The sequence below is a fragment of the Burkholderia sp. Bp8963 genome (assembly GCF_003854275.1).
In the GTDB taxonomy this organism is placed as follows: domain Bacteria; phylum Pseudomonadota; class Gammaproteobacteria; order Burkholderiales; family Burkholderiaceae; genus Burkholderia.
Genome location: NZ_QTQP01000044.1, coordinates 15738 through 28942 on the forward strand (window position 1 = coordinate 15738; position 13205 = coordinate 28942).

General features: G+C 61.1%; 6 protein-coding genes. All 6 read left to right on the top strand.

The window, feature by feature from the left end:
- Nucleotides 1-79: 79 nt before the first annotated feature.
- The 6 genes from DID96_RS28450 (at nt 80) to DID96_RS28475 (ending at nt 13189) form a co-directional block, all read left to right on the top strand.
- A complete protein-coding gene (locus DID96_RS28450; protein WP_124602563.1) occupies nt 80-9160 on the top strand; it encodes a hemagglutinin repeat-containing protein in 9081 nt (3026 codons plus the stop codon).
- A 1-nt stretch (nt 9161) separates the two neighbouring features.
- Entirely contained in the window at nt 9162-9608 is a 447-nt protein-coding gene (locus DID96_RS28455) for a hypothetical protein (RefSeq protein ID WP_124602564.1), read from the top strand.
- Nucleotides 9609-9793: 185 nt separating this feature from the next.
- Nucleotides 9794-10042, top strand: coding sequence for a hypothetical protein (locus DID96_RS28460; protein ID WP_124602565.1), 249 nt, complete (start codon nt 9794-9796; stop codon nt 10040-10042).
- Nucleotides 10043-10209: 167 nt separating this feature from the next.
- Nucleotides 10210-11649: a UbiA family prenyltransferase gene (locus DID96_RS28465; protein WP_124602566.1), complete on the top strand. Its 1440-nt coding sequence runs from the start codon at nt 10210-10212 to the stop codon at nt 11647-11649.
- On the top strand, nt 11646-12854 hold the full coding sequence (locus DID96_RS28470; protein WP_124602567.1) for a hypothetical protein: 1209 nt from the start codon (nt 11646-11648) through the stop codon (nt 12852-12854). The genes DID96_RS28465 and DID96_RS28470 overlap by 4 nt, the downstream gene beginning before the upstream one ends.
- A complete protein-coding gene (locus DID96_RS28475; protein ID WP_124602568.1) occupies nt 12851-13189 on the top strand; it encodes a small multidrug resistance protein in 339 nt (112 codons plus the stop codon). The genes DID96_RS28470 and DID96_RS28475 overlap by 4 nt, the downstream gene beginning before the upstream one ends.
- Nucleotides 13190-13205 lie beyond the last annotated feature (16 nt).

Below are 13205 nucleotides of genomic sequence, written 5' to 3' on the forward strand. Positions count from 1 at the left end.
TGTTGACAGTCATCCTATGGCTTGCTGACGATTGCTTTGTTAACGTTCATCGATCTGAAAAGAAGTCGAATAAAGAGCGATGAATAGAAAGACCTGCCGTCTGGTGTATTCCAGATTCCGGGGGATGGTGGTGGCTGTCGAAGAGACGGCTGCCGCTTCGGGGAAAGCTGCTTCCGGCGAGTGCTGTGCCGGCCGGCGTGCGCTCGGCGGTTCGGGCTGGATTCTTGCGGCTGCATCGCTGGCGGCTGCGCCTTCGCTCGCACCGGCGCAGATCGTGCCGACGCCCGGCACGCCCACGCATGTTATCCAGACGCAAAACGGCTTGCCGCAGGTGAATATCGCCAAACCCTCCGGCGCCGGCATGTCGGTCAATACCTACAATCAGTTCGACGTCCAGAAAAACGGAGCAATCCTCAATAATTCACCGACGCTCGTCGATACGCAGCAGGCCGCTTATATCAACGGGAACCCGAACTTCGGGCCCGGTCAATCCGCCCGGATCATCGTCAACCAGGTGAACAGCGCGAACGCGTCGCAGCTTCGCGGTTACGTCGAAGTCGCCGGGAATCGCGCGGAAGTGGTGCTGGCCAACCCGGCCGGCATCGTCGTCGACGGCGGCGGCTTCATCAATACGTCGCGCGCCACGCTGACGACTGGCCAGCCTTACTACGGCGCGGACGGCTCGCTCGCCGGCTACAACGTCAATCGCGGCCTCGTCACGGTGCAGGGCGCGGGGCTCAATGCGACGAACGTCGATCAGGTCGACATCATTGCCCGCGCCGTGCAGGCGAATGCGGCGATCTACGCGAAGAACCTGAACGTCGTCGCGGGCACGAACCAGGTCAATCACGACACGCTGGCGGCGACGCCGATCCAGGGCGACGGCGCCGCGCCGGCCGTCGCGATCGACGTCAGCCAGCTCGGCGGGATGTACAGCGACCGGATCTACCTGGTCGGCACCGAAGGCGGCGTCGGCGTGCGCAATGCCGGCATGATCGCGGCGCAGGCCGGCGACATGACGCTGCAGTCGAACGGCCGGCTCGTGCTGACCGGCAAGACCACGGCAGCGGGCAATCTCGCGATGTCGGCGGCGGGCGGCATCGACAACAGCGGCACGCTTTATGCCCAGCAGTCGGTGTCGGCAAACACGACGGCTGATCTCGTGAACAGCGGCACGTTTGCCGCGCAAAAGAACGCGATGATCAACGCGGGTTCGGTGATCTCGACCGGCAGGCTCGGCGCGGGCGTGAACAACGACGGTGTCGTCGTGCACAGCGGCGATTTGAACGTCACGACGTCGGGGCAACTGACGGCGACCAACCAGAACGTGGCCGGCGGCAATGCGTCGCTTACTGGTGGCAGCGTGAATATTGCCGGCAGCCAGACTGCTGCGAAGGGCACGCTCGCGCTGAACGCGGAGGCGGGCGACCTCAATCTGTCGGGTGCGACGACGAGTGCGCAGGGAGCCATTACGGCGAACGCGGCAGGCGCGCTCATCAACGATCGCGGCAGTTTGTCGAGCGGCGGTGGCATCACGCTCACGGGCGGCAACGTGTCGAACCAGGGCGGCAAGGTGTCGGCGCAAGGGCCGCTGTCGGTGCAGGCGGCCGGGCAGCTCGCCAACCATTCGGGCACGCTGGTGTCGCAAGCCGCGGCGCAGGTGAGAGGCGGCGCGATCTCGAACAACCAGGGCACGATTCAGAGCGCTGCGGGGATGATGGTGGCCGGTGCGTCGCTCGACAACTCGGGCGGGCGGGTCACGTCGCTTAACGGCGATGGGTTGTCGGTTACGACGACGGGGCTGCTGACGAATGCGGTGGGGACGACGGCGGATGGTGCGCCGGGTGGCGTGATCGGCGGCAACGGCGACGTCACGCTCCAGGCCGGTCAACTGGTCAATCATGGCACAGTGACCGCGCAGCAGGATCTTCAGGCGACGAGCCAGTCGCACGATAACGACAGCGGCATGCTGTCGGCCGGGCGGAATGCGAACATCGATGCTGGCGCAACACTGACGAATGCGTCCGGCAGCATCGCGGCGGGTCAGGCGGCGGCCGTCAAGGCGATGTCGCTCGACAACAGCGGCGGTTCCATCAACGCGGTGCAACTGGCACTGACTGCCGGCGATCTGGCGAACCGTGGCGGATCGATCACGCAAACCGGCACGAGCGCCATGCTCGCGGCCGTATCCGGGACGTTCAACAACACCGGCGGCACGCTGCAAACCAACAGCACCGACCTGAGCCTTTCACCGAACGCACTGGTCAACGATCACGGCAAGATCGCGCACGCCGGCAGCGGCGCGCTGTCGATCACGACCGGCACGCTGTCGAACAACGGCGGGCAGATCGCGACCAATGGCGCGCTCGCGATGCAGGCGGCTGCGCTGTCGAATCAGGCCGGCACGTTGAGTGCGCAGCGGCAGGCTTCCGTTGCCGTCCAGTCGCTGGACAATCGTGCCGGCGGTTACGTGGGGGCCGACCGCGTCACGCTGAACGCGCAAGGCCGGATCGACAACGGTGGCGGCACGATCGAGGCGAACAACGGCCTGACGGTGGAGGCCGAAAGTCTCGCGAACGATGCGGGTTCCATCAAGAACGTCGGCGCGAGCAGCCTGAGCGTGACGTCGAAGAACGCGCTGTCGAACACGGCCGGCGGCATGATCGGCGGTAACGGCGGCGTGTCGGTTACGGCGGGTAGCCTTGACAACTCGAACGGTTCGCTGCTGTCGGCGCAGGCACTGACGCTCCAGTCGAACGGCGCGCTGACGAACACCGCCGGCCTGATTCAGGCCAACGGCGATCTGGACATTCACGCTCAGGGTGCGATCGGCAACGCCGGCGGCCAGATCGAGGCAAACGGCACGGCATCGACGCTGGCGCTTTCCGGCAGCAGCATCGACAACAGCGATGGCAGGATCGTCAACGTCGGAACGGCTGCGACGACGATCGACGGCGGCGCGTCGATCACGAACGGTAATGCGGCAGGCAAGCCCGGTGCGGGCGTGATCGGCGGCAACGGCGACGTGACGGTCGCGACGCAATCGCTGGCGAATACCCAGGGCGCACAGGTGCTGGCGGGGCGCGACCTGACGCTCGCCGTCGCCAATCGGCTCGACAATTCGAACGGCGTGCTGTCCGCCGCGAACAACGCGACGCTGAACGGCCCGAACACGGTGCTCGTCAATCGGGCGAGCTCCATTCGCGCGAACGGCGCGCTGGCGCTTACCACCGCGTCGATCGATAACACGAACGGAAAGATCGGCAACGACGCGGGTAGCGGCGGCAGCGTGGCGTTGAACACCGGTGCGCTGGTCAACCAGGGCGGCGCGATCGGTAGCGCCCGGGATCTGACGCTGACGGCCGGATCGCTGAGCGGCGACGGATCGATCGTCGCCGGCCGCAACGGTAGCGTGTCGCTCACGAGCGATTACACGCACACCGCCGCAAACAAACTGCACGCGAACGGCGATCTGATGTTCTCGACGTCGGGCAAGCTGACGAACCAGGGCACGCTCGACGCCAACGGTGCGCTGACCGTCAACGCCGCCAATGTCGACAATCAGGCAGGTGCCGATCTGAACTCGGCAAACACGACCGTCAACGCGAACGGCGGCACGATCGACAACGCGGGTCGGATCGAGGGCGACGCGGTTACGACGAACAGCGCGACGCTGAACAATACGGCGACGATCATTGGCCGCGACGTCACGCTGAACGCCGCCGTTATCTCAAACGCCGGGGCGGCGGCCGTGATCGCCGCGGCCAATCGGGCGAACCTGTACGCGTCGAACCGGTTGTCGAATACCGGCGGCGCCAGCATCTTCAGCGTCGGCGACATCAACATAGCGGCTAACGGCCAGCGAGACGCCAACGGGTTCCTCGCCAACCGCGCGTTGACCGTGTTGAACGATCAGTCGTCGATCGAGGCACTGGGCAGCGTCGAACTGGCCGCGCAGACGTTCACGAATACGCGCCCGACGCCGACGGTTGCGACGGAAACAGTCGACACAACGAGCAAGCATGAATCCAAGCGTGCCAAGTATGTCGTGTGCGCGACGGGTAATTCCGTTAGTAATTCGTCGTGCTCGGAGGCGGTATGGCAATCCGGGTACAAGTCCCCGCGCAATGATTCGTTCGACGGCCCACAGGTGGTATCCGTGTCGAACGGACCGGATGCGACCGATCGCGTGCTTGTCGTGACTATAAACGGTCAGCCACAGACGATTTACTACAACACGCTGACAAATAACGCGGATGGTACGATCACCGTCAACTACTGGGATGCATACGATCCTCACGTCAACTACGTGCCGGACACGGAATATGCGACCCGGAGCGATGGGCACAATGGTTATCAACGAGTCGAGATTTCACGCGATACCACCACGACGATTCGCCAGGACAAGGTGACGAGTCAGGGGCCCCAGGCCGAACTCGTGGCAGGACGGAATATCGTGATGAAGAATGTTGGCACGATCGACAATCTATACAGTTCGATCGCTGCTGGCGGGTCGATCAGGATCGGTGATGCCGATGTATCGGGTAGTGCGGCGTCGGGCAGTTATGGTGGCACGTCTGTCAATAATGTCGGCCAGACGCTGTATCGATATCAGCAGGATGACATTGTGTCGACGTACGCATGGAATCTGGATACCACGCGTGATGTAGGCAAGATTATTCAAAGTCCCGCGGTTTATGCGCCGGTCGCGATCGGCAATACCGGCGGCACGATCGTCGCGAACCAGTCGATCAACATCGATGCGAAGGACGTGAACAACCGCAACATCGCCGCGGAAAACTCGGCGACGGGTGCGACCGGCGGCACGCTGGGCGCGAACCAGGCCAACGGCGGCGTGACCGGCACCGGGCAGTCGAAGGTCGGCCCCGCGACCGGACAGAAGCCGGTGGACGCGTTGCAGTCGGTGGTGAACCCGACTGGCGCGCTGCCGGATCTGAAGCTGCCGACGAGCGGCTTGTACACGATCAATCCGGCGCCCGGGCAGCCTTATCTGATCGTCACCGACCCGCGCCTGACGAGCTACACGAACTTCATCTCGAGCGATTACATGCTCGGCCAGCTCAACCTGAATCCGGCGAGCATCGACAAGCGTCTCGGCGACGGCATGGTCGAGCAGCAGATGGTGCGCAACCAGATCACGCAGTTGACGGGGCGCACGTTTCTGCCGGGCTATGCGAGTGCCGAGGACGAGTATCGCTCGCTGATGACGAGCGGCGCGAATTACGCGAAGCAGTTCGGCATGGTGCCGGGGATAGCGCTGTCCGCCGCGCAGATGGATGCGCTGACGAGCGACATCGTGTGGCTCGTGAACCAGACCGTGACGCTGCCGGACGGCAGTAAGACGCAGGTGCTGGCGCCGGTCGTGTATCTGGCGAAGACGCATGCGAACGATCTGCGGCCGACCGGCGCGCTGATCGCGGCCGATGACGTCCAGATCCATGCAGCCGGCAGTACCACGAACAGTGGCGTGATCAAGGGCGGCACGAAGACGGTCGTGACCGCGACGGACATCCTGAATCGCGGCGGCACGATCGCGAGCAGCGGGACGAACGGCACGACGGTCGTGTCGGCGAGCAACGACGTTGTGAACGCATCGGGGCAGATAACCGGTAACCGGGTGGCGGTGCTGGCCGGACGGGATGTCGTCAATACGACGCTGGTCGATACCGTCGGCGTGAGCGGGGCCGCGGGGGCGAGCAAGGTCGGTCAGAGCCTGATCGGTCAGCAAGGGACGATTGCGGCGACGGGGGATCTTGCCGTGCAAGCGGGGCGCGACTTGGCGGTTCATGGTGCGAATCTGTCGGCGGGTGGCAATGCGCAGATCACAGCCGGGCGCGATATCAACGTCGATACGGTCCAGTCGAAGACGGATCAGTCGTTGTATCTCAACGATCAGCACCATTGGGAAGAGTCGACGACGACGCATGTGACCAGTGGCGTCAGTGCCGGCGGCAACCTGACGATGCAAAGCGGTAACGATGCGTCGTTCAAGGGGGCGGCCGTGACGGCCGGGAAGGAATTGGCGGTCGTGGCGGGCGGGAATCTGACGGCGACGGCTGTTACCGATACCGCGAAGCTCGACAACATGGCGGCAGACAGCAAGACGCGACAGGAAGTCGATCACGTCTACGACGAACGTGCAGTGGGTACCCAATTCACCGCGAGCGGCAATGCGACGTTTACGGCAGCGAGCGCAGATGCGTCGAAAGGCAACGTCACGCTGACAGGCTCGTCGCTTACGGCTGGGGTGACGAATGGTGTCGACAATGGGACGGGGGCAGCGAAAATTGCTGCTACAGGCAACGTCACGTTGAACGAGGCCCGAGAGGAGCACGACAACTACCAGGCGGTGCATGTCAATCGCGGCAGCTTCGTCAGCAGCACGAAGACCGACTCGATGCAGGATACGCGCGCGAACATCGGTGTCGGCAGTACGGTGTCGGGCAGTACGGTCAACATTCAGTCGGGCCGCGATCTGACCGTTCAGGGTAGTACGGTCGTCGGCACCAACGATGTCAATCTCGCGGCAGCGGGTAACGTCAACATCACGACGTCGAAAGATACGGTTGCTGAAAACAGCTACTACCGCGAAACGCACTCAGGCTTGGGAACGAGCGGCTTGAGCGTGAGTATCGGCAAGCAGTCGATGGCACAGACGGATCAGTCGACGACGGTCACGAACAAGGCGAGCACGATCGGATCGATTGACGGCAATCTGAACATCTCGGCAGGCAAGGATCTGCATGTGACGGGCAGCGACCTGATCGCCAGGAGAAACATCACCGGCGCGGGTGAGAACGTCATCATCGATTCGGCGACGGATATGTCGAATCGAAGCCACAGCCAGGAAACGCACAGCAGTGGCGTGACCATCGGTCTGTCGGGGAGCATCGGCGATGCGATTAACGGAGCCTATCAGCAGACTCAGGCGGCCAGGAGCGGCAGCGGCGACAGTCGTGCAACGGCACTTCATGCGATTGCGGCAGCGGGTGATACCGCGGTTGCTGTCGCTAGCGTAACCGGCGGTGCGCTTGCCGGAAAGGGAAAGCCGAGCGTTGGCGTTCAGGTCAGTATGGGGTCGAGTCGCAGCCGGATCGATTCGTCCGAAGGCATGACGACACAACAGGGCTCGAACGTCAAGGCGGGCGGAACGACCACTTTTGTGGCGAAGGGCAACAGCACGCCCGGTAGCGGCAATATCACCGTTGCCGGTTCGAACGTGTCCGGTAATGACGTCATCCTGGCCGCGAAAAATCAGATCAATCTGCAGAACACGACGAATACCGATTCGACGCGCAGCTCGAATTCGTCGTCCAGCAGCAGCGTCGGCGTGTCGGTCAGATCGGACGGCTTCGGTGTTTCGGCGTCGATGCAGAACGCGCACGGCGACGGCAATAGCGATGCCGTGATGCAGAACAACTCGCATGTCACCGGCGCGAACAGCGTCACGCTCGTGAGCGGTGGCGATACGAACGTGATCGGCTCGAACGTGAAGGGCGGCACGGTCACGGCGAGTGTCGGCGGGAGCCTGAAGGTGCAGAGCGTGCAGGACACGACCGTCAGTGCCGCCCACCAGAGCAGTGCGGGCGGCGGGTTCAACGTCAGCACGTCGGGCGGCAGCGCGAGCTTCACCCATTCTCACGGCAATGCGAACGGCAACTATGCGGGCGTGAACGAGCAGGCCGGTATTCAGGCCGGCAGCGGCGGGTTCGACATCGACGTCAAGGGCAATACGAGTCTGATGGGCGCTTACATCGGCAGTACGGCGGATGCGTCGAAGAACACGCTGACGACCGGCACGCTGACCTACAGCGATATTCAGAACCATTCGAACTACAACGCGGACAGTGGCGGGTTCAGTGCCGGCGCGGGTGTGGGCGTAACCGGCAAGGCCACCGGGCCCGGGTCGGTCAGCGGGGCCGGTGGCGTGACACCGATGATTTCGCAATCCGACAGCGGTAGTCAGAATGCCACGACGCAAAGCGGGATCGGCGCCGGCACGATCAACGTCACGAATCCGCAAGACCAGACGCAAGATCTGGCGAACCTGAATCGCGATACATCGCACCTGAACGGGACGGTGGAGAAGACGCCGGATGTGCAGAACCTGCTGGACAAGCAGTCCGACCTGATGAATGCCGCCAGCGCGGCGGGACAGGTTGTAGCGCAGGGGATCGGCGCCTATGCAGACATGAAGGAACAGGCGGCGCAAAGAGCGTCGGATGCTGCGAGGGCTTCCGGGGATACCACGGCTGCGACAGCGTTTCAGGCTGAAGCCGATGCGTGGGCCGAAGGCGGGGCGAATCGCGTTTACTTGCACATTGCGGGTGGTGGGCTGATTGGTGGCCTCGGCGGCGGCGGGATGGGGAGCGCTGCGCAAGGGGCTGCCGGTGCGGGGCTGGCTGCGTTGCTGGCAGAACAGACGCGTCAGGCTGCCAGGGAGGTGGCCGGCGCGACGGATTCGGATCTGGCCGGGAAGTTGTCGGGGAACCTGCTCGCGGGTGCGGTGGGCTGGCTGGTCGGTGGGACGACCGGTGCGGCGACTGCGTCGAACGTGAACCTGTATAACCAGTGGAACAACAAGACGGATACCGATACGCTTGAAGCGGCTGCTGGCATAGGTGAACGCAAGCGAACGACGTTGCTTGCCCTGTTCCTTGAGGGTGTAGCCAACGGGTTGAGTGCGGTCACCGGGATTGGGGGAGGCAAGCCGCCTACGGCGAGTCCGGGGCTGGTGTTGGTTGGGGAAACTCCGAAGGGTGTGGCGCCGGTTGCACCGGGTATTGGGGGGTATTGGCCGGGGAATGTGACGCTGAACAGCGGGAACAATGCAAACTCCGAGACAGCTAGTACTTCTGGCGCAGACGGCAAATCAAGAAATAAGCCGCCGGCTCCACTGCCGGAAGCCCATGGCCTGCCGCATACAATCATAGAGCGCCCCGGACCTGAAGGGCAGTACACGACGCACAACGGTGACGGAACTTGGATGCAATTTCGAGGCTCTGGGCAGGATCATGCCGGAATCCCGCGCCCTAACGTTAAGGAAACAAGCACCAATACAGCACCGGACGGAACAGTCTTTGTGGGGAAGGGTATAGTTCGACCGGCTAGACCGAGTGAAATTCCAAAGGGCAAGTGAAATGGCTATTGAAAATTGGGCATACGATGATTTTGTCAGGGTAAACGGTGGAAAATTTTCGCCTTTGGATTTTATACATGCAGTATCCACGAAAATTTCCTTCCCACCAGATTTCTTGCTCTGCGTGGGGCATTTGCTTGCTCCTCGGATGATCATGTTTGATGGTGTCATTGTCGCGGCTGAATGGTTTGATGAGAAAAGATATGGGGAGTATCGGGGTAACGGAATGACACCCCAGCAAGCTCAAGCTTGGGTAAATGCAGTTGAGTTGACTGAGATTTTTCAGGGGATTTCGTTAGAAAAAGCGAAGGAGTTTGCATATTTTATCGCGAGGTTGTGGGATGAGGCGATAAAACAAAATTTTCCCGATGAGGTAACTAGAGCGAGTGTTGTTTTGGAGGCGGATTTGGGTGAGGTTTTTGTAACAATTGGGGAATTTTCCGATTAATTTAATGAAGTGGATTGAGATTTTGTGGGGTAATCCGGGCGGCGGTGCGAGATATTCCAAAAAATGGAGCGGGGATTGCGGGTGTTGGTAGTTTTGGTGACTGGATTGCATGCGCATTTTCCAGGTGGTCCGGCCGTCAGTTGGGCAATGTCAGGCGATTTTTTTGGGTTTGAAGGGGTGAGTGGGTGAGTTTTGGATTGGTGTTTGAGAAGATTGGTGATATCAATAGCTTGTATCCATACATATGCGTTTATGTGGAGGGTGAAGCCAATCCTTTTATGGAGATAGGTGTTACGGAAGATAAGCGGCTTGAATTTTCAATTTATATAAATGATAAAAGCATGGCGTTGTCTGTTGAGCAGTGGGGTGAAATTGAACGATGCGGCAAGGAATTCCTGCCTAAGGCAATAGCTGACAAAGTTGCTTCTATGTAAATGGGCGTGGCGCCGGTTGCGCAGGGTATCGGGGGGTGGGGAATGTGACGCTGAACAGCCGAGGCGATGACGGCGTAAAAGGCGACGCAAGGTTTTGTCGGGGGATTATGAGAGAAGCGAAATAGATTGGTAGTCGAAATTGATTCCGAAAAAACGAACCAGATTAGATGCGAGAGACCCAAACCCTTCCACTCGTCGTCGACCTCGACGGCACGCTGACGCCATCGGATTCCTTGATGGAGTCAGTGATCTGCGTCGTCAGGCGTAAGCCTTCCAACCTGCTGCGCTTGCCGTTCTGGCTCGCCGGCGGTCGCGCCGCATTCAAGTCCAAGGTTGCCGAACACGCCGATTTCCGCGCGGAAATGCTTCTCTACCGCGAACCGCTGATCGACTACCTTGCCCACGAACGCGAAAGTGGCCGCAAGATCGTGCTCGCTACCGCCGCGCATCGTTCGATCGCCGAGCGGGTGAATACGCATCTCGGCTTGTTCGATCTCGTCATCGCCACCAGCGACGACACGAATCTCAAGGGCGAAACCAAGCTGGCCGACATTCGTCGGCAGGTCGGCGACGACTTCGTTTATGCGGGTGACAGCAAAGCCGACCTCCCGATCTGGGCCGGCGCGAAAGGCGCGGTCCTGGCCGGCGTCGCGCCCGCTGTCGCGGCGAATGTCCGGAGCCGCATCCCGGTCGAACGAGAATTCTCGAACGTGCGCGCAAACTTCGCGACATGGTGCAAAGCACTGCGTGTCCACCAGTGGCTGAAGAACCTGTTGCTGTTCGTCCCGCTCCTGACCGCATTTGCCTTCCTCGACACCGACAAGGTCGCCACGCTGGCGCTCGCGTTCCTGTCGATGTCGCTCGGTGCGTCGGCCACCTACATCGGCAACGATCTCTGGGATCTGGACAACGATCGCAGGCATCCTCGCAAATGCAACCGCGCATTCGCGAGCGGCACGCTGTCGATTCTCCAGGGGCTTGGCTGCGCGGCGCTGTTGCTAATCATGGCGTTCGCGCTGGCATTCGCGGTATCGCCCGAATTTGCCGGCATGTTCGTGCTCTATCTGGTGCTCACGACGGCGTATAGCTGGCGCCTGAAATCGATCGTGCTGCTCGACGTCGTCGTGTTGTCGCTGCTGTACACGTATCGAATCGTTGCCGGAGCCGTCGCCGCGGAAATCACCGTCAGCCGCTGGCTGCTCGCATTCTCCGTGTTTGCCTTCCTGAGCCTCGCGCTCGTGAAGCGTTGCTCGGAACTGGTGCTTTTGCGTCAGAGCAACACGCGCGCATCGGCCGGCCGCGATTACCGCGTGGGCGATCTCGAAGTGCTCTGGCCGTTCGGGATCGGCGCGTCGCTGGCCGCGGTGGTCGTGTTCGGCCTCTTCATCAATGCACCCGAAACCGCCGCACGTTATGCGATTCCGCATCTGCTCTGGTTCGTGCAGATCGGCTTGATCTATCTGTTCGGGCGGCTCTGGATCACGACCGTACGCGGCGCCATGCACGACGATCCCATCATCCATATCCTCGAAAACCGCGGTAGTTTCGGCATGCTTTGCGTCATGGTGGCGATCGTGCTGGCCGCTCACTTCCTGCCGGCTCCATGAGCGGCGCAATGCATATGACCGAAAAGAACCGAAACCGGGTGAGTGCGTTCTGTCGCTTCGCCATCGTCTACGTCCTGTTGTTCGTGTGCGCAGGCAACATCACCAACAGCATGCTGCTGAAGTGGGGGTTCCGCGACGCCCAAGGGGACAATTTCGCAACCAGCTATAGCCTCGTCGGCATGATGAACGGTGACGCTCCGAAGCCGTACGTCTACCGGTCATCGTTTCCGAAGGGTGCGAAATGGGTCGCGGAACGGCTTGATCGGGCGAAACAGGACAAGCTTTTCAAATCGATCACGCGATATGACTCGCTGCGCAACGCCTATTTCTCGGGCGTGCCGGACGAGCACTGGACGCCGGTCACCGCGCTCGTCTATCACCTGACATATATCGCGATCGTGCTGTCGACGCTGTTCGCACTATTGCTGGTCTACAAGCTGGCCCGTCTGCACGGGCTGAGTTTTGGACATTCCATCGGTTTTTTGGCCGCGTTCAGTTTCGTTTACCCGCTTACGTTTCAGCGGGGCGGCTATTACTACGATTTCTTCGAGCTGCTCGGCGTGCTGGGTGCATGCCATTTCCTCCTGACAAAGCGGATGCTGGCGTGCACGCTGACGATAGCAGTCTTCTCGCTGAACAAGGAGACGTTCTTTCTCGTTCCACTCGCGTTGTTTTTTCTGCATGAGCGGGACGTTGCACTGTCGAAACGGGTTTCCTGGCTTGTGATGCAACTCGGCATTTGCATGGCGACCCGTCATTTCATCATGAGCGGGTACGGCGAGAATGCGGGCGGATTCGTCGAATATCACATATGGGACAACCTGAAGTTCTGGTTGAATCCAAAATCGTATCTGTCGTTCTACAACCTCATCGGCAAAGGCATCTTCACCCCAAGCCTCGAAAATCCGATGATGCTCGTACCGCTTGCGGTGTTTTTCAGAGCCGCATGGCGTGCGACGCCGACGCGCTACCGCGTCTATTTCGTCGCCGCATTCTCGCCGGTGCTGGTGTTGTTTTTCTTTTTCGGCTTCGAGGATGAAGCTCGGAACTTTTCTGTCGTGTTTCCCGCGATCGTGCTGATCGCGCTGCATGGCGCGAATCGGTTCAATGCGATCTTCAGTGGCGGCGCGGATGCGTCGGCCGACATGCGTGCCACGCCTGACCGTCGGCCCGATATCGCCATGGCGACGGAGGCCATCCGATGAATTGGCTGATCGTTATCGCAAGCGGTATTTTCGGCGGCCTTGCCAGCGTGTTGCTCAGAATCGCGGCCCTCAAGGGTATTGCACTCGGCGAGTCGAGCGCATTGCCGTGGATTGCGCGCGGTGTAGCGATCGGCGCCTACGGTATCGGCTTCGTGCTTTATGCGGTTGCGCTGCGCAAGACGACGCTTGGCGTTGCGTATCCGACCATGGTGGCGATCTCCATGCTCGTCGTGCTGTCGTTCACGGCGCTGCACGAACACCTTTTGAAGCCGATGCAAGCGGTCGGCGCAGTTGTCATCCTGATCGGCGTCTGGATGGTCACGCGATACGCATAATCGAGAAAACCAATAC